The sequence below is a fragment of the Amycolatopsis sp. FBCC-B4732 genome (assembly GCF_023008405.1).
In the GTDB taxonomy this organism is placed as follows: domain Bacteria; phylum Actinomycetota; class Actinomycetes; order Mycobacteriales; family Pseudonocardiaceae; genus Amycolatopsis; species Amycolatopsis pretoriensis_A.
In genome coordinates, this window is sequence record NZ_CP095376.1 from 2187185 (window position 1) to 2206369 (window position 19185).

10 protein-coding genes are annotated in these 19185 nt (G+C 72.1%); 4 read left to right on the forward strand and 6 right to left on the reverse strand.

What is annotated here, in order from left to right; genetic code table 11:
* Nucleotides 1-2: 2 nt before the first annotated feature.
* The 4 genes from MUY14_RS09375 to MUY14_RS09390 are packed head-to-tail and all read right to left on the reverse strand — an operon-like array spanning nt 3 to nt 2630.
* Nucleotides 3-431, reverse strand: coding sequence for a cupin domain-containing protein (locus MUY14_RS09375; protein WP_247022503.1), 429 nt, complete (start codon nt 429-431; stop codon nt 3-5).
* Entirely contained in the window at nt 428-859 is a 432-nt protein-coding gene (locus tag MUY14_RS09380) for an Rrf2 family transcriptional regulator (protein ID WP_247022504.1), read from the reverse strand. The genes MUY14_RS09375 and MUY14_RS09380 overlap by 4 nt, the downstream gene beginning before the upstream one ends.
* An 8-nt stretch (nt 860-867) precedes the next feature.
* Nucleotides 868-1524 carry an alpha/beta hydrolase gene (locus tag MUY14_RS09385; RefSeq protein ID WP_247022506.1) on the reverse strand — a complete coding sequence of 219 codons (657 nt, stop codon included), beginning with the start codon at nt 1522-1524 and terminating at the stop codon, nt 868-870.
* Nucleotides 1521-2630 (reverse strand): LLM class flavin-dependent oxidoreductase, encoded by a 1110-nt coding sequence (locus tag MUY14_RS09390; protein WP_247022508.1) that lies wholly within the window; start codon nt 2628-2630, stop codon nt 1521-1523. Before MUY14_RS09390 ends, MUY14_RS09385 begins: the two co-directional genes overlap by 4 nt.
* Nucleotides 2631-2790: 160 nt before the next feature.
* Here MUY14_RS09390 and MUY14_RS09395 point away from each other — a divergent pair, with 160 nt between their 5' ends.
* Nucleotides 2791-3927 (forward strand): acyl-CoA dehydrogenase family protein, encoded by a 1137-nt coding sequence (locus MUY14_RS09395; RefSeq protein WP_247022510.1) that lies wholly within the window; start codon nt 2791-2793, stop codon nt 3925-3927.
* A gap of 20 nt (nt 3928-3947) precedes the next feature.
* On the opposite strand, the gene MUY14_RS09400 is transcribed toward MUY14_RS09395, so the two are convergent.
* Nucleotides 3948-4778 (reverse strand): TIGR03620 family F420-dependent LLM class oxidoreductase, encoded by an 831-nt coding sequence (locus MUY14_RS09400; protein WP_247022512.1) that lies wholly within the window; start codon nt 4776-4778, stop codon nt 3948-3950.
* Between the two features lie 88 nt (nt 4779-4866).
* Between MUY14_RS09400 and MUY14_RS09405 the strand changes: the two genes are divergently transcribed.
* On the forward strand, nt 4867-5736 hold the full coding sequence (locus tag MUY14_RS09405) for a LysR family transcriptional regulator (protein ID WP_247022514.1): 870 nt from the start codon (nt 4867-4869) through the stop codon (nt 5734-5736).
* Here MUY14_RS09405 and MUY14_RS09410 read toward each other — a convergent pair.
* Nucleotides 5723-7525, reverse strand: a complete 1803-nt coding sequence (locus MUY14_RS09410) for a GH25 family lysozyme (protein WP_247022515.1) — start codon at nt 7523-7525, stop codon at nt 5723-5725. The two genes, MUY14_RS09405 and MUY14_RS09410, sit on opposite strands and share 14 nt — an antisense overlap.
* A gap of 212 nt (nt 7526-7737) precedes the next feature.
* Here MUY14_RS09410 and MUY14_RS09415 point away from each other — a divergent pair, with 212 nt between their 5' ends.
* On the forward strand, nt 7738-8244 hold the full coding sequence (locus tag MUY14_RS09415; RefSeq protein WP_247022516.1) for a hypothetical protein: 507 nt from the start codon (nt 7738-7740) through the stop codon (nt 8242-8244).
* Nucleotides 8245-8439: 195 nt separating this feature from the next.
* Complete coding sequence (locus tag MUY14_RS09420) at nt 8440-19182, forward strand: LamG-like jellyroll fold domain-containing protein (protein ID WP_247022517.1); 10743 nt, start codon at nt 8440-8442, stop codon at nt 19180-19182.
* The last annotated feature ends 3 nt before the right edge of the window (nt 19183-19185 follow it).

Sequence of the window (19185 nt, forward strand, 5' to 3'; positions counted from 1 at the left end):
CGTCAGTCCTCGGGTACGTCGACCGGGGACCAGAGACTCGGCAGGTTGACCACGATGCCTTCCTGGCTGCTGCGCGCGATGATCACGACCGCTTCTTCGTCGGTCGGGTTCTCCTCGCGGTGCGGCACGTAGGGCGGCACGAAGATGTAGTCACCGGGGCCGGTTTCGATGCGGACCTCTTCGTCGCCGTCGGCGAAGACGAACACCGGGTGCCCGGACTTGACGTAGATCGCGGTCTCGGCCTCGCCGTGGTGGTGGTCGCCCGAGTTGGTCACCGGCGCGACGTGCGTCTCGCCCATCCAGACCTTCGACGAGCCGACCGTCTTGCCGGAGATCGCCTCCAGCCGCGTCATCCCGGTCGTCTGGTTCGTGTCGCCGGTCAGGTCCGCGCCGCGGATGTGGCGCAGCGGCTGGTGCCAGAGGTCGGTCATGCCGGGGTGTCCTTTCGTCGGCCGGTGGCGGCACCGGTGAGCAGGTCGGCGAGCGTCGTCGCGCGCAGGATCGAGTCCAGGCCGGCCTCGACGCCGGACCAGAACGGGCCGAGCCCGGCGGCGGTGCCGTGGTAGGCGAGGGCGGGGCGCGGTTCGCCGCGGACGGAGAGGAACTCGCCGTCGACCGCCACGACGGCGTCCCGCACGGTGATCTCGGTGGCCGTCCTGGCCAGCCAGTAGCCGCCTTCGCAGCCGCGCTGGCTGCGGACCAGCCCGGCCTGGCGCAGGTCGCGCAGGACGGCCTTGATGAACCGCGCCGGGATGTCCTGGGTGGACGCGACGGCCTCGCAGGTGATCGGCCGCGTGGTGTCCGCGGCCAGCTCCAGCAGGACGCGGATCGCGTAGTCCGCCCGGGCCGAGATGCGCATACCCGCCATCATCCCCGGACCAGGGCCGGCGCGCCCGCTCCGGCCCGCAGCCACTCCAGGAACTGGACGATCTCGGCGGCGACGCTGCGGTGGTCGACGTCGTTGAGCACGTCGTGGCGGCCGCCGGAGACCAGCACGAACCGGGCGTCCGGGAGGTTCGCCGCGTACGCCCGGGCGGCCTCGGCGCCGGCGACCCGGTCGGCTTCGCCGTGCAGGACGAGGACCGGGACCGGGGGACGGGCGGACGACGTCCGTGCGGGCTCGCCGAGCTCGCCCCGTGCGAAGCGGTCGTCGGATTCGAGCAGCGCGCGGTGGACCGGGCAGGCGGTCCGGGCGTCCAGCTCGTCCTCCCAGCCGCGCGGCGCGCCGAGGGGGAGCCCGCTGGCGACGACGGCGGCGACCGGCAGGGTCGAGGCGAGCTCGAGGGCCCGGGTGGCACCGGTGTCGTGGCCGAGCAGCACCACGGGCCCCGGGCCGGCGGCGACCTTCACCGGGACGCCGGGGTCCGGCACCGTGACGCGGTAGCCGTCGAACGCGAGCCGGGCGCCCAGCCGGGGGTAGGTCCCGGCGTGTTCGCCGCGGCCCGGCAGCACCAGCACCGTGCCGCGGACCGCGGCGCTCGCCGGCGGGCTCCAGCTCGCCGGGACGGGTGGGGCGAGCGTCATACGGCGGCCGCCGTGGCCGGTCGCCGGTCGCGGCGGGCGAGCTCGGCGCGGACCAGCGGCAGCAGGTGCCTGCCGTAGTCGATCGCGTCGTCGAGGGGGTCGTAGCCGCGGATCAGCAGGGTGGTGACGCCGATGTCGACGTAGTCCAGCAAGGCTTTCGCGACGGTTTCCGGCGTGCCGACCAGCGCGGTGGAGTTGCCGGCCGCGCCGGTGGCGGTGGCCGTGGGTGTCCACAGTGCACGGTCGTGGCGATCGGCCTTCGCGGCCGCGGCCAGCAGCCGGACGCTGCCGACGTTGGCCGGGGTGCCGCCGTCGCGCCACTCGCGGGCCGCCTTCGCCGCGCCGGACGCCGTGATCGTGTCGAGGATCCGCTGCGCGCGTTCCCAGGCGAGGTCCTCGGTGGGGCCGAGGATCGGGCGGAACGACACGCTGATCCCCGGCAGGGTGAGCCGGTCGGCGGCCTTGGCCGCGGCCCGGACGGCGGCGATCTGCTCGGCCGTTTCGGCCAGCGGTTCGCCCCAGAGCGCGAAGACATCGGCGTGCTTGCCGCCGACCCGGTAGGCGGCTTCGGAGGAACCGCCGAAGTACACCGGGATCCGCGGGTTCTGCAGCGGCCGCACCTGCGGGGTGTAGCCGTCGAGCCGGTAGTGCTTGCCGTGGTGGGAAAAGGCGTCGCCGGAGGTCCACGAGCGCTTGAGGATCTCCAGGTACTCGTCGGTGCGCTCGTAGCGCTCGTCCTTGCCGAGGTAGTCGCCGTCGCGGGCCTGCTCGACGTCGCTGCCGCCGGTGATGGTGTGCACCGCGACCCGGCCGCCGCTGAAGTGGTCGAGCGTCGCGAACGCCCGCGCGGCGAGCGTCGGTGCGACGAACCCGGGCCGGTGGGCGATGAGCAGGCCGAGCCGTTCGGTGTGCGCGGCGGCGTAGGCGGCGACCTGCTGGCCTTCGGGCCAGCCCGCGCCGTAGCCGATCAGCACGCGGTCGAAGCCGCCGTCCTCGTGGGCGCGGGCGAACCGCCGCACGTAACCGGGGTCGATCACCGGTCCTCTGGCCGGCCGGGTCTCGCTCGCGTCCCGCGTGCCGATCATGCCGACGAACTCGACGGACATCTGCTTTTCCTTTCGCCGCAACCCAAACGCCTTCGTAGCGAACGGCATCGGCCGCGGCGCTGTCAATTGGTCAGCTCCGGGTGTCCATTTGCTGGACGCGCTGGCCCCGGGCGCGCGGGACGGCTTATCGTCCCCGCAACCCGACTCCCCGGAGGACTTCGTGAGCACCAGCGTCGCCACCGTGCCGCAGCCCGACCTGGGCGCGCTGCCGTCGATCGCCACCGCGCTCGCGGCCCGCGCGGGGGAGCACGACCGCGAAGCGACGTTCCCGCACGAAGGCGTCGAACTGGTGCACGCGGCGGGGTTGCTGACGACCACGGTGCACCCGCGCTACGGCGGCCCGGGCGCGGGCGTCCTCGACACGGCCCGCCTGCTCGCCGAGCTCGGCCGCGGCGACCCGTCGGTCGCGCTGGTCACGGCGATGACGTTGTTCGTGCACGCCGCGCAGGGCGAAACGCCGACGTGGCCCGACGAGATCTACCGCGAGGTGCTCGCGGAGTCCGCGGACCGGCCGGTCCTGATCAACGCGCTGCGCGTGGAGCCCGAGCTGGGCTCGCCCACCCGCGGTGGCCTGCCCGCGACGATCGCCCGCCGGACCGCGGACGGCTGGCGGCTCACCGGCCGCAAGATCTACTCGACCGGCTCGGAAGGCCTGCGCCGGCTGGTGGTCTGGGCGCGGACCGACGAACCCGAGCCGCGCGTCGGCGGATTCCTGGTGCGTGCCGACGCGCCGGGCATCACGATCGAACCGACGTGGGACCACCTCGGCCTGCGGGCGAGCGCGAGCCACGACGTCGTCTTCACCGACGTCCCGGTTCCGGCGGACGCCACCGCCGGACTGTCCACACCGGACACCCAGCGCCCGCCGGTGCTCACCTTCCCGCTGGCGCTGCCGGCGCTCTACCTCGGCGTGGCGCGCAACGCGCTGGACTGGCTCACCGGCTTCCTGCGCGAGCGCGTCCCGAGCGGGCTGGGCAAGCCGCTGTCGACGTTGCCGCGGTTCCAAACGGGAGTGGGCGAGATCGCCGCCCGCATCACCGGCGCCCAGGAAATCCTCTTCGGCGTCGCCGCCCGGGCGGACCAGGGGGTCGTCGGAGCGGACGCCGGCGTCGCCAAGGTGCTGGCGACGCGGCTGCTCATCGAAGCGGTCGAGCACGCGGTCGCCCTGGCGGGAAATCCCGGCTTGACGCACGGGAACCCGCTGCAGCGCCACTACCGCGACGTCCTCTGCAGCCGCGTCCACACGCCCCAGGACGACGCGGTGCTGACCGGGCTGGGCCGCTCGATCCTGGGGTGAGCGGCCCGCACCCGGTGGGGTCAGGCGCCGGTCACGGCTTCGGCGACGTCGCGGAGCGTGCGGACCGGGTCCTCGCCGAGCGGGTAGACGCCGACGTGGTTCGCGCCGGCGTGCAGGTGGGCGTGCAGACCCGCCGCGACGGCCGCCGGGCCGCCGTGTGCGACCAGTGCGTCGATGAGGCGGTCGCTGCCGGCGTCGGCGAGGTCGTCGTCGGTGTAGCCGAGCCGTCGCAGGTTGGTGGCGTAGTTGGTGACCTGCAGGGCCGTGCCCGGGGGCGCGGAGCGGGCCAGCTTCCGGGCGCGCCCGGGGTCGGGGTCGACGACCGCGAAGTGGCCGGGCAGGAGGAGCTTGCCCGGGCCGAGGATCGCCCGCGCCCGCCGGGTGTGCTCGGGCGTGCTCATGCACGGGAGGGTGCCGGCCGTGCGGTCGCGGGCCAGTCGCAGCATCCGCGGGCCGAGCGCGGCCAGCACGATCCGGTCTTCGGGCACCCCGGCCGCGGCCAGCCGGTCCAAATAGGACACCAGGGTGTCGTACGGCGACGCGTATCCGGTGTGCACCTCGCGGTGCCCGATCCCCACGCCGAGCAGGAAGCGGCCGGGGTGCGCGGCGGCGATGCGGTGGTACGAGGCGGCGACGGTGTCCGCGTCGGCGGTCCACACGTTCACGACGCTGGTCCCGACGGTCAGCCGCGCGGTGGCGTCGAGCAGCTGTTCCGCCACGGCGAGGTCGGCCGGGGGAGAGGCGTCCAGCCACAGCGTGCCGTACCCGGCCGCTTCCAGTTCGGCCGCCCGGTCCGGGGTCACTTGATGGTCGCGCAGGTGGGCACCGAGCACGCCGAGTTCGATCGTCATGCGACGACTCCAGCACCCGGCCCGGAGGTGAACCAGATCCGAAGCTCACGTGCAGCGATAACCTGTCGTTATCGTGCGAGGAGGAGACGTGGAACTACGAGCGCTGCGGTACTTCGTCACCGTCGCCGACGAACTGCACTTCGGCCGCGCCGCCGAGCGTCTGCACATCGCGCAGCCCGCGGTCAGCAGGCAGATCGCCCGGTTGGAACGCGAACTGGGTGCCCGGCTGTTCGACCGCTCCCCGCGCCGGGTCCGCCTCACCGGCACCGGCCGCCGCGTGCTCGACGCGGCACGCGCCGCCCTCGCCGCCGCCGATGAGGTCCGTGCCGCCGCCGCGGTGCCCACCGGGACCATGCGCATCGGCACCGCCGCCGGGTTCACCGGCCGCCTCGAGCGCGGTATCGACGCCCTGCGCGCGAGCCCGGCGTCGTTCGACGTCGTGCTCGTCGACCTCCCGCTCGCCGCGCGCCTGAACGCCCTCCGCCAGGGCGACCTCGACGTGGCGCTGGCCCGCGGCGTGCCGTCGGTGCCGGGCCTCCGCACGCTGCCGGCGTGGACGGAACCGCTGTTCGCCGTCGTCTCCCGGCACCACCGGGCGGCGGACCTCCCCGCGGTCGCCCTCGCCGACCTGGCCGGCGGCGTCCTGCGGGTCCCGGACGCGTCCGTGCACGACGTGGTGACGACCGCGTTGCGCGAGGCGGGGGTGAGTCCCCGGCTGGGCCGCCCGGCCGCAGCGGTCCAGGACACCGTCGTCGAGGTGGGCTCCGATCCGGACAGCTGGGCGGTGCTGCCCGCCGACCAGGTCGCCGAGATCGGCTCGACCCGCGTCCGCGCGATCCCGCTCCGGCCGGCCCTGACGATCACCGGCAGCGTCGTCGTCCCCGGCGACCTCCCGAACCGGTGCGCCACAGCGCACGTGGCGGCCTTCCGCGACGCGGTTTCCGTCAGCTGTAGGTGACGGTGGTCGCGCCGGTACTGGTGTTGTACGTGACGCCACCGTGCTGGAAGTCGTTGCGGCGCCCGACGGACACGCCGTATTCGTCACTGGTCGGGTAGGCGAGTGCGCTGCGCTCCCAGCCCAGCGAGGCCCACTTGTCCCGGATCGCGCCGTGGATCGACCACGCTCCCGTGGACGCGGTCCAGTAGACCGACGCGGAGTTGGTGAAGTGGTTGTAGCGGCCCACTCCGTCCGGGGTGCTCGACTCGTCCGTGGTCGGGTAGCCGAGGCCGCGTTCCCAGCCCAGTGCCGCCCACTTCTTCCGGATCTCGCCCTGGATGCTGTGGGCGCCGGTGTTCACGGTGTAGTAGATCGACGAGCCGGTCGTGAAGTGGTTGTACCGGGCGACGCCGTCCGGCGTGCTCGACTCGTCGGTCGTCGGGTAGCCGAGGCCGCGTTCCCAGCCGAGCGCGGCCCACTTCTTCCGGATCTCGCCCTGGACGTTGTGGGCGCCGGTGCCGACCGTGTAGTAGATCGAAGCGTTGGTGCTGAAGTGGTTGTAGCGCGCGACGCCGTCGGGTGTCGACGTCTCGTCCGTCGTCGGGTAGCCCAGGCCCTTCTCCGCGCCGAGCGCCCGCCACTTCTTGCGGATCTCGCCCTGGATGCCGTGCGCGCCGGTGCCCGGCGTCGTGTAGATCGAGCCGATCACGAAGTCGCTGTAGCGGCCGGCGCCGTCGGACGTCGTCGTCTCGTCGGCCACCGGGAAGCCGAGTGCGCCGGCCGGACCGCCGAGGCGCTGGTAGGCGGTCAGGATGTCGCCGTGCACCGCGAACGCGCCGGTGTTCGGCGCGTAGTCGATGACGCCGCCGGTGTACTTCTGCTCCCAGCCACCGGCGACCGGGGTTTCGCCGCCCACCGGGGTGCCCAGGTAGGACGCGGCGCCGCCCAGCGCGGCGTAGTGCTCGGCGATCTTGTCCGGCCCGCTGCCGAGCGCGACCGCCCGGACCTGGTCGGCGGTTCCGCCGAAGTAGTCCTGGTCGCCGGGGAAGGTGCCGGAATCGGCGTACTGCCAGAACGTGTAGGCGCTCCACCCGCCGGGGATGGTGCCCGGGTCGGTGCCGTTGTGGGCGATCCACAGTGGACTGTTCGCGGCGGTGCCGGTGTCGCCGCCGGTGCAGTTGGCCCACCAGCCGTTGGTCGTGTAGATCGCCGGCCAGCGGTTCGTGCGGTCGTGGACGGTGGTGGTGAAGTCGGTGATCCACGCGGTCAGCTGCGCCGGGGTCAGGCCGTAGCACCAGCCGGCCCAGTCGGCGGTGCCGTACGGGTTGTACTCGATGTCCAGCACCGGCGGCAGGGTGTGCCCGTCGGCGACCCAGCCGCCGCCCTGGGCGAGGAAGAAGGTGGCTTGCGCGGCACCGGAAGCGGTGTCGGGCAAGGCGAAGTGGTAGGCGCCGCGCATCAGCCCGGCGTTCGCCGAGCCCGCGTAGTTCGCGGCGAACCGGTCGTCGACGTAGGTCGTACCCTCGGTCGCCTTCATGTAGGCGAAGGTCGCCCCGTTCGTCGCGGCCGTGGTCCAGTCCACCGAGTTCTGCCAGTGGCTGACGTCCATGCCCGCCGCGTTCGGAGTCGCGGCCGCCGCCGCGGCGCGGGTCGTCGCGCGGGCCGAGCTGTGCCCTTCGACGCGGTGCACCATCGAACCCATGAAGTCGGATTCGGGATGGGCCGGCGTGCTGTTCGCTTGTGCGGGAACGGTGCACAACAGCATTCCCACCGCCAACGCGGGCACCACGACAAGGGCGCGCAACACCATGGAGTCCTCCCCGGTTTCGATCCGAGCGGGACTTTAACCGACGCCGAATTCCCTGGGTAGATCCAGTCCGGGAACCGAAGAAAACGGTTCGTCGGTCAATTTCCCACCGGTATCGCGGCCGGTCGGTCGGCGCGGCCGATCGCGGCGATCGGGCGGCAGGGCACACTGACCGGGGAGCGTCTGGAGCCGGGCGCGGAAACGAGGGGGTTCCTGTGCGGCGTTGGTGGGTGGCCGCGGCGGCCGGGGTCGTGGCCGCCGGTGTCGTAGTGGCGGTGGCGGTGTGGCCGTCGGGGGAGCAGCCGGACCTCCCGCCCGCCCGGGCGCGGGTGTACGCCGACTTCTCGGCGTGCCTGCTCACCGGGGGTCAGGGCCTCGCGAGCCCCGGCGCCGGCCCGGTCTGGGCCGGGCTGCAGGACGCGTCCGGCGACACCGGGATCAAGGTCTCCTACCTCGCCGCGGCCGGCCCGGCGACCGACGCGAACTACCGCCCGTACTTGACTTCCCTGCTCCAGCGCCGGTGCGACGTCGTCCTGACGGTGGGCGAGCCGGGCGGCGCCGTGGCGCTCGCCGAGGCCCCCGGGCACCCCGCCACCGGGTTCGTCGTCGTGGGGGATTCCGGCCGGCAGGCGGCCAACGTCTCCCCCGTGCGGGTGACTGATCATGTCCGCCAGGACGTCGCCGAGGCGGTCCGGACGGCCGCGCACACCGCCGGGCACTGAGGAATTGGATTCGTTCGTCCGATTTGGTCCCTTTTGTTCTTCGCGGCTGGTGTCCGGGATCTCAAGACTGGTTGTTTTGGAGTCTTTTCCGGGCACCCTTCCGTGTGGTGAACTCATCCGCCGTTCGTCGGGGATGGACATCGAGGGGGACTCGTGCGTCATCGCGCTGCGCGGATTTGCGCTGCCTCAATTCTTTTGGGACTGGGGCTTTCGCTGGGCACCGGGCAGGCGGACGCGGCTCAGCTGACGCCGGGGCACCTGCCGGTCACCGAGCTCGGCTCGTGGCTCGGTTCGCTGTTCTCCGGTTCCCCGCACTGGGGCGCGACCCCGCGGCAGGGGGGCGGCACGGCCGACGGCAAGGGTCACGACGCGAGCACCGCGTCGACCCGCGCCCGCGGCGGGACGGGCCACGCGCCCGGCGCCGCACCCGGTGAGCTGCCGGCGGATCGGGACCACGGCCGGAAAGTGACGCCGGGACCGAGCGGCGTGGCGACCCGGGGCTTCGACGCCGCGACGAGCCGGCGCGACGCGGTGAAGTCGAGCGCCACGATGAACTACTTCACCAACGCCGACGGCTCGGTCACCCGCGACTACACGCGGGGCCCGGTCAACTTCGCCGACGGGCCGTGGGGCTGGCGGCCGATCGACACGACGGTGCGCGGCGGCCAGGACGGCCGCTGGCACGAGACCGCCAACTCGCTGGCCGTCGACTTCGCCGGCAGCGCGGCGGATCCCGCGCTGGCCACCCTGACCGTCGATGCCGGTCACGCCGTTTCCTACGGCCTGCAGGGAGCCCGTGCCGTCGCCCCGCGCGTCGACGGCCACGCCGCGACCTACCCGGGCGCGCTGGCGGGCACCGACGTGGCGCTCGAGCCGACCGCGACCGGGCTGAAGGAGTCGCTCGTCCTGCACGCCGCGACCGCGCCGAACACCTGGGTCTTCCCGCTGGCGCTCGACGGCCTGACCCCGCGGCTGGAAGCCGACGGTTCGGTGAGCCTGCTCGACGGCGGCGGCGCGACGCGGCAGCGGATCCCCCGCGGCTACGCCTTCGATTCGCGCGTCGACCCGGTTTCCGGCGAGCCCGCCACGACGTACGCGATCAAGTACGAGCTCAGCTCCGCGGCGGGCAAGCCCGCGCTGAAGATCACCCTGGACCCGAAGTGGCTGGCCGACCCGGCGCGGGTGTTCCCGGTGACCGTCGACCCGACCTTCACCGACACGCCGTCCTCGACGTACGCCGAGATCGGCGCGCCCGGCGACCACTCGATGGAGAAGGTCGTCAAGATCGGGTCGTTCAACTCCGGGCCCGACTCGGCGAACACGTTCCTCCAGTTCCCGAAGGACATCGACGGCTCGCAGGTCACGGTGAGCGCCGCGACGCTGAAGCTGTTCGACACCTGGGCGTCGACCTGCACCGCCGAACGCTTCGACGTCGCACCGGTGACGCAGACCTGGACACCGTCCGGCGTCTCCGCGTACCCGGGGCCGTCCTACGGCGCGAGCATCGGCAACGTCACGCCGTCCGTGCCCACCGCGTGCGCCAACCGCGCGGCCGACCGCACCAAGGGCGACTGGGTCAGCGTGCCGCTGTCCACGGCGACGTTCACCGGCTGGGCCAACGGGTCGGTGGCGGACAACGGCCTCGCCGTCTACGCGGCCACGAACGACTCGCTGCACTGGAAGCAGTTCGACTCCTGGCAGATGAACGCCGGGTTCCAGCCGGTGCTGTCGCTGACCACGAGCGGGAACGTGCCGCCGGTCGTCGACTCCGCCTACCCGGGCGCGGGTGGCGTCACCACCAGCCTCGTCCCGTTCCTGTTCGCCACGGCCCACGACATCGACGCCGGCCCGGGCGCGCTGAAGTACCGCTACCAGGTCGCCGACCAGGCGGGCACGACCATCGCCGACTCCGGCCTGGTCGCCGAGGGCACCTGGCGGGTGCCGGCCGGGAAGCTCAAGTACAACCAGACCTACTACTGGGCCGTGCAGGCCTACGACGGTTCGTCCTATTCGGCCGATCCGCCGTGGAACCCGCTCACCGTCAGCGTCGACCAGCCGCTGGTGACGTCGTCGCTGTCGCAGAACACCGGCGTGCACGGGGTCGAGCCCAGCATCGGCAACTACACGACTTCGGCCACCGACGCGGAAGTGCGCGGGGTCGGCCCGGCCCTGTCGGTGGTGCGCGACTACAACTCCCGGGATCCCCGCACGACCGGGGCCTTCGGCGCGGGCTGGTCGAGCGTGGTCGACGCGCGCGCGGCCGAGCAGTACGACTTCGACGGCTCCGGCACGGTCGTCAGCGTGCTGGTGACCTACCCGGACGGCTCCGAAGTGGGCTACGGGAAGAACGCCGACGGCACGTTCTCCCCGCCGGCCGGGCGGTTCGCCACCTTCAAGGCGATCACCGGCGGCTACAGCCTCACCGACAAGAACGACACGGTCTACACCTTCACCCAGGCGCTCGGCTCGGGCGTCTACCAGCTGTCGTCCATCGCGGACGCCAACGGCCGCGCCGTGAACCTGACCGTCTCCGGCGGGCACCCCGCGACCCTCACGTCCGCGGTGTCCGGACGGGCCCTGCACCTGGCCTGGACCACTCCGGCCGGCGCCACGAGCGCGCACGTCGCCACGGTCTCGACCGACGAGCTGACCCCGGGCACGCCGCTGACCTGGACCTACGGGTACACGGGCGACCAGCTCACGAGCGTCTGCCCGCCGGGCACCACGACCGGCTGCACCCGCTACGGCTACACGGCCGGTTCGCCGTACCGCACCAGCGTCCTCGACGTCGGCCCGCACTCGTTCTGGCCGCTGGCCGAAGCGACCGGGACGACCGCGGCGAGCGCGGTGCTGACCAACGAAGGCGCCGACGCCGGCACCTACCACGACGTCACCCTCGGCCGGCCCGGTCCGCTCGCCGGGTCCGCCGCGACCGCCGCCGGGTTCAACGGCACCTCGTCGTACCTGCAGCTGCCGCGCGCCGACGCGGCCGCGCCGAACACGATGTCGGTGTCGATGTGGTTCAAGACCGCGGCCACCAACGGCGTCCTGTTCTCCTACAGCACCATGCCGCTGACCGAGACGACGAGCCCGGCGTCGCAGTACACGCCCGCGCTCTACGTCGGCAACGACGGCAAGCTCGTCGGCGAGTACTGGACCGGCGCCACGGACAAGACGATCACCACGGCCAACCCGGTCAACGACAACGCGTGGCACCACGTCGTGTTCACGCACTCCTCGACGAGCCAGGGCATGTACCTCGACGGCCAGTTCGTCGGGTCGTCGATCGGCGCGATCGTGCCGATGGGCCCGCAGAACCGCTACATCGGCGCGGGCTTCCTCGGCAACGCGTGGCCGGACCAGTCCCACAGCGGCCAGCCCGGCACCGCGACGTTCTTCAACGGGCAGATCGCCGACGTCGGCATCTGGGACAAGTCCGTCCCCGGCGTCCAGGAGATGCCGCTCTACCAGGCGGGCAAGCAGCAGGCCAGCCTGCTCACCTCGATCACCCGCCCGTCCGGCGCGGTGCACACGACCGTTTCCTACGACCCGGTTTCCCAGGCGGTCACCCAGATCGGCGACGAGAACGGCGGCACGTGGAAGTACGCGCCGCTGACCGCGGCCGGCTCGAGCCAGGTCTACCGCGGCGCCGTGCTCGGCTCGCACCCCGAGCTGTACCAGCGGCTCGCCGACGCGCCGGGCACGGCCGTCCCGGCGGGCGAGGTCAGCTACCGGCCCTCGGCCTACACGAACGCGACGCTCGGCGTCACCGGGCCGTTCACCGACTCGACCGCGGCGAAGTTCCCCGGCACGGTCGCCGGCGTCACCCTGCCCGACCACGTGGTGAGCGCGTCGAACACCGCGTCGGTCGAGCTGTGGTTCGCCACGACGTCCGCCGCGGCCGGCATGCTGTTCTCTACCGGGAACTCGCCGCTCGGCGCCGCGAACCCGTCGACCGGTGCGATGCCGGTGCTGTACGTCGGCACGGACGGCAAGCTGCACGGGCACTTCTGGGACAACTCCGTGGCCGGCATGGCCTCGGCGGGGAAGGTCAACGACGGCAAGTGGCACCACGTCGTGCTCAGCGGTGCGAACACCAGCCAGGCGCTCTACCTCGACGGCCAGCAGATCGGCACGCTGTCCGCGCAGATCTTCAACGTCGACCCGTACGCCTTCGCCGGGGCGGGTGTGTTCAACACCGGCGGCTGGCCCGCGGCGCCCGCGGGCACCACCTGGAACTACTTCACCGGGTCCATCGGGGAGCTCGCCTACTACCGGTCGGCGCTGTCGGCCGGCGAGGTCGCCCAGCACTTCCTCGCCGCGGGCAACTCGCAGGGGCTCGCCCCGCTGACGACCTCGACGATCACCGATCCCGGTGGCAAGACGTCGGTGCTGCAGTACGACCCGGCCGCCGGCAACCACAAGGTGGCCGAGACCGACACCGCCGGGCACCGGACGACCTACGGCTACGACACGTCCGGGTTCCTGCACACCAGCACCGACCCCAACGGCAACGTGGTCACCGTCGGCCACGACGTCCGCGGCAACACCGTCTCGCAGACCACCTGCCAGAACCAGGCCGGCGAGAAGTGCTCGACGACCTATTCGACGTACTTCCCCGACGACACCACCCCGCAGCTGACGACCGCCGACGCGCGCAACGACCTGATGCTCACCTCGCGGGACGGCCGGTCGGCGAGCGCGACCGATCCGGCGTACCTGACGACGTTCGGCTACGACACCGCGGGCAACCGGACCTCGGTGACCACGCCACCGGTCCCGGGCTTCCCGAACGGGCGCACCACGGCCATCGCCTACAGCGACGGCACCGCGGCCTACCCCGCCTCCGACACCGGCAACGTCCCGGCCGGGCTGCCGGTCAAGACGACCTCGCCCGGCGGCGCGGTCAACAAGATCGCCTACCGGCACAACGGTGACGTCGACAGCACGACCAACGCCGACGGGCTCGTCACCCGGTTCACCTACGACCCGCTCGGGCGCGTGCTGACCAAGACCGCGGTGTCCGACAGCTACCCGGCTGGGCTGGTCACCTCCTACGGCTACGACGGCAGCGACCAGGTCGTCTCGCAGACCGACCCGGCGGTGACCGACCGGGTGACCGGCGCGGTGCACACGGCCGTCACCACCAGCGTCTACAACGCCGACGGCAGCATCACCTCCCAGACCGTCGCCGACGGCACCGGCGGCGACGCCGCCCGGACCACCAGCTCGGTCTACAACGACAAGGACCAGGTCGCGTCCACCACGGACGCGAACGGCAACGTCACCACCTACACCTACGACGCCTACGGCAACAAGAAGAGCGAGACCGATCCCAACGGCACCGAAACGGACTGGACCTACGACGGCGAAGGCCGGCTGCTCACCCAGGGCTTCTGGTACACCGGCAACCCGGCCGACCCGCAGCCGGCGACGTTCCTGACGCAGAAGTCCAACGCCTACGACCCGGCCGGGCGCCTGGCGGCCGAAACGGACTCGATGGGCAACACCACCGCCTACACCTACACCGACAACGGGCTCACCTCGACCGTCACCCGCAAGGACCCGACCGGGCAGCAGTCCTTCGTCACCGAGTCGAACACCTACGACGCGGCCGGCAACCTCGTCGGCGCGGTCACCGGGAACGGCGCGAACACCTCGGCGTCCACAGTGGACGCCGCGGGCCGCGTCTCGCAGACCGTCGACGACCCCGCCGGCGCGGCGCGCACGACTTCGGTGTCCTACACCCCGGACGACAAGGTCGCCACGAGCACGCAGTCGGACCCGTCCGGGCGCAGCCGCACGGTCAGCACCACCTACGACCCGATGGGCGTGCTCACGTCCCGGTCGCTCGCCGCCGACGGCGCCGGGCACCCGGTCGGCTGGTGGAAGCTGAACCAGCCGTCCGGTACGACGGTCACCGACTCCTCGGGGACCGGCAACACCGCCGCCGCCTCCGCGGTCACGTGGTCCGGCGGAGCCGCGACCCTCGACGGCACCAGCTCGCAGATCGCCACCAACGGCCCGGTGCTCAACACCGCGGCCGCGTACACGGTGTCCGCCTGGGTCAACCCGGCCACGCTCGGCACCGCCTGGCAGACCTTCGTCGTGCAGAAGGGGACCGTGATGAGCGGTCTCTACCTGGAGTACGACGGCTCCGCCCACAAGTGGTCGTTCTCACGGCACGGTACCGACGCCGCGAACGCGACGGTCTACCGCGCCGAATCGGCGGCGACCGCGCAGGCGGGGTGGACCCACCTCACCGGCGTGTACGACTCCGGCACCGGCGCGATGACGCTGTACGTCAACGGCGCGGCCGCCGGGAGCACGACCGACCCGTCGCCGATGGCGTCGGGCGGCCCGCTGGTGATCGGGCACGGCTGGGCCGCCGGTGTCAGCGGCAACTACGCCACCGGTCAGGTCGGCGGCGTCCAGGCGTACTCGCGCGCACTGTCCGCGGCCGAGGTCTCGACCCTCTTCACCGGCGGCCGGAACGGTGGCACCGTCGCGTCTTCGGCGGCGGAGACGACGACGTGGACGGTCGACCAGCGCGGGCTGCCGACGTCGATGACCGACGCGAACGGCAACGTCACGGCCTACGCGAACGACGAGGCCGGGAACCCGGCGGTGACCACCGCGCCGACGGTGAACACCGAGACGAACGGCGGGGCGCCCGTCGCGGTGCACCCGGTCACCACGCTCGGCTACAACTCGTTCGGGGAGCCGGTCGAGAGCGTCGACCCGAACGGCAACCAGATCACCACGGTCTACGACGCGTCGGGCCGGCCGGTGTCGGTCACCAACCCGAACTACAGCCCGCCGGGCGGCGGCGCCCCGATCACCGCGACCACCGTCCGCACCTACGACAAGATCGGGCAGGTGGTGTCCGAAAAGGACCCGCTGAACCACGTCACCGGGTACGAGTTCGACCAGCTCGGCAACCTGGCCCGGCTCACCAAGCCGTCCGGGGCGAAGTCCGTGTCGACCTACGACACGAACGGCGATCGCCTGTCGGTGACCGACCCGAACGGCGCGCGCACCGAGGCGACCTACGACTTCCTGTCGCGGCCGCTGACGTCGACGGTGTTCGAGCGCTACCCCTCGACGCTGACCGCGACCACGACGAACTCCTACGCCGCGTCGCCGCTCAACCCCGGTGGCGCGAACCTGGCGTCGACCAGGACGCCGAACGGCGCGCTCACCTCCTACGGGTACAACGCGCTCGGGGAAACCACGTCGGTCACCGACGCCGCGGGCAACACGACCCGCTACGGCTACAGCTACCTCGGCGAGAAGGCGTCGATCACCGCGGCGGACAACACGTCCACGGAGACGAGCTACGACCAGTCGAGCAGGCCGGTGCGGGTCACCCGCAAGGACGCGACCGGCGCGGTGCTGAAGCAGACGTCGGCGGCCTACGACGCCGGTGGGCGCCTGACGTCGAGTGTGGACGGCCGGGGCACGCCCCGGACGTTCACCTACGACGCCGCGAACCGGCTGGCGAGCGAGCTCCAGCCGGTGTCGGCGACGTCGTCGATCACCACGACGTTCGGCTACGACGCGGCGGGCAACCGGACGCGGTTCACCGACGGGCGCGGCAACCCGACGATCACCCGCTACAACCCGTGGAACCTGCCCGAGGCACTGGTCGAGCCGGCCACCGCCGCCTACACCACCGACGCGGACCGGACGTCCACTTCGGTCTACGACGCGGCGGGCCGCCCGGTCACGCAGACCCAGCCGGGCGGGGTGACCGTCTCGGCGGGCTACGACGACGACGGCAACCTGGTCAGCCAGACCGGCGGCGGCGCGGACGCCGCGACCGCGTCCCGGACGTTCGGCTACGACCCGGGCGGCCGGCTGACCTCGGTCGCCACCGCCGAAGCGGGCGTGACCGGTCACTCGGACCACCAGGCGGCCTCGAGCGAGACGCTGGGCTACAACGACCGCGGCGAACTGCTCACCGCGAGCGGGTCGGCGGGCTCGTCGTCGTTCGCCTACAACACCGACGGGCTGATGACCACGCGCACCGACGCGGCGGGCACCACCTCCTACGGCTACGACGGCGCCGACCGGCTCTCGAGCATCACCGACGCGGCGACCGGCGGCGCCCAGACCCTGAGCTACAACGCGCTCAACCAGGTCAGCGGGGTGACGTACGGAACCGGCAACACCCGGACGTTCGGCTACGACGGCCTGCACCGCCTGACCGGCGACACGCTGAAGACGGCCGGGGGAGCGGCGATCGCGTCGGTCGGCTACGGCTACGACGGCAACGACAACCTGACGTCGAAGACGACCGCGGGCTTTGCCGGCGCGGCGGCCAACACCTACACCTACGACCTCGCCGACCGGCTGGCGTCGTGGAACAACGGCGTCAGCACGGTGGCCTACGGCTACGACGCGGCGGGCAACCGCACGCAGGTGGGCTCGTCGACCTACACCTACGACGCGCGCAACGAGCTGACGTCCGACGGCTCGAACACCTACACCTACAGCGCGCGCGGCACGCTGCGGGAGCGGGCGTCCTCGACCAGCTCCCTGGTGTCCTCTTCGGACGCTTTCGGGCAGATGATCGTGCAGGGTTCGCAGAACTTCGGCTACGACGGCCTCGGCCGGAACCTGACCGACACGACGATCGCGTCCGGCGCGACGACGACGTTCGCGTTCTCGGGCCTGGGCAACGCGATCGCCTCGGACGGCACGTCGACCTACAGCCGCGACCCCGGCGGCGGCCTGGTCGGCATCGCCTCGGGCGGCACCGGCGCGTTCGCGTTCGTGGACCAGCACACCGATGTCGTCGGGACGTTCACGGCGACCGGCTCGGCGTTGGCGGGTTCGAGCACGTACGACCCGTTCGGGAACGTGCTGGCGTCGGCGAACGTGAAGGGGCAGCTGGGGTACCAGTCGGGCTGGACGGATCGTTCGACGGGCAACGTGAACATGGCGGCGCGCTGGTACAACCCGGCGGTCGGGCAGTTCATGAACCGCGACACGGTGTCGAACAGCCCGGTGCCGAACCCGATGGAGGCCAACAAGTTCGCCTACGTCGACGACAACCCGATGACGGGCACGGACCCGTCCGGGCACGGCTGGTTCAGCGACGCGTGGTCGTTCGTGAGCAACCACGTGGTGCAGCCGGCGGCGTCGTTCGTGTACCACCAGGTGATCCAGCCGGCGGCGCACTTCGTGAACACGTATGTGGTGCAGCCGATCGTGCACGTGGCGGTGGCCACGTACCACGTGGTCCGCGACGCTTACCACGCGGCTGCGCGGGTGGTGCGCACGGTGTACCACCATGTGGTTCGAGCGGTGAAGAAGGTTTACCACGCGGCTGTGCACGTGGTGAAAACGGCGTACCACGCGGTGGCGAAGGCGGTGAAGACGGCAGCGCACGCGGTGGTGCACGCAGCGGCGGCGGTGGGCCATGCCGTGGCTTCGGCGGCGAAGAGTGTGGGGCATGCAGTAGCAACGGCTGCGACGGCAGTCGGGCATGCGGCGGCGTCGGCGGCTTCGCACGTGGCGACGTTCGTGAAGGACCACGCGTCGACGATTGCGGGCATCGCGGCGGGAGTGATCGTCGGCGCGGCGTGCACGGCGGCGACGCTGGGGATCGGCGCGGTGGGCTGCGCGGCTATCGGTGGTGCGGTCGGTGGTGCGGTGTCTTATGGGATGGATTGTTCGAAGGCGCACAACTGTTCTGTCGGCGGTGCTGTCGAGGCGGTGGGTCTCGGGGCTTTGGGTGGCGCGTTGGGCGCCGGACTGGCGGGCCCGCTGGGCGGTCGGCTGGTGTCCGAGGCTTTGGACGGTGTTCTGCCCCAGGCTGCTACGCAGGGTCTGATCGGTGCGGGTTCGGGTGCGGTCAGCGGCGGGGTAACGGCGTTGGCCGGGTACGGCCTGAACTGTGGCCGGGATTGTTCGGTGGGCGGCGCGCTGTCGGCGGCCGGGTCGGGTGCGTTGGCCGGTGGTGCCGGTGGCGCTGCGTTCGGGGCTCTGGGGGGACTCCGGGCTCGGGGTCGAAGCTCGGCCGAGGAGCCCGCGGCCTGCCCGGTCCACAGCTTCCTGGCGTCCACGAAGGTACTGCTGGCGGATGGTTCGGCGAAGCCGATTTCTTCGGTGCAGGTGGGGGATCGGATCTCGAACTCGCAGCCGGGGAAGGTCGGGATCGAGTCGCACCCGGTCGACCGGGTGATCAAGACGGAGACCGACCACGACTTCGTGAACGTGAAGGTGAAGCCGCTGCGCCGCGCGTTGGGCCGGGCGGCGGTGGGCCTGGCTGTTTCGGCGGCGGTGGTGACGGGTGCCGCGGCCCCGGCGTCGGCGGCGCCGGCGACGTTGACGACGACGTTCCACCACCCGTTCTTCGACGTGACGCGGGGCGCGTTCGTCGAGGCGGTGAACCTGCAGCCGGGCGACCACCTGCAGACCGCGGACGGTGGTGAGGCGACGGTCGAGGAGGTGGTGCCGTACCATTCGACGGAGGTCACCTACGACCTGACGATCGACCGGCTGCACACGTACTACGTGTACGCGGGCGGCACGCCGGTCCTGGTCCACAACTGCGGTGGCTACGACCCTGAAGTGGAGGGGTTGAATGATGCGGCCTACGATGGGCTGCGGGCCTCCCACGGGGACAAGGTCGCCGATGGCGTCGATTATCAGGTGAAGCGAATGCATGACGGCTCGGACACAGCCGCCGATCACGAGATTCCGGGGATCGGCCACGATCCGCAGAGGCTTGCGGACTACTTTCAGGGATGGGTGAACCGGACCACGCACGTCGATGCGAAAACCGGTGCGCGGATCGGCTACGACACCAGCCTGAACGTCCTCATCGTGGACACCGCGGACAAGATTCACGGATATCAACTTTCCCCGGAAAAGTTCGCGACGGCGACGACGAGGCCGGGTGGACCGCCGAGGTACGTCCTGCCATGAGAC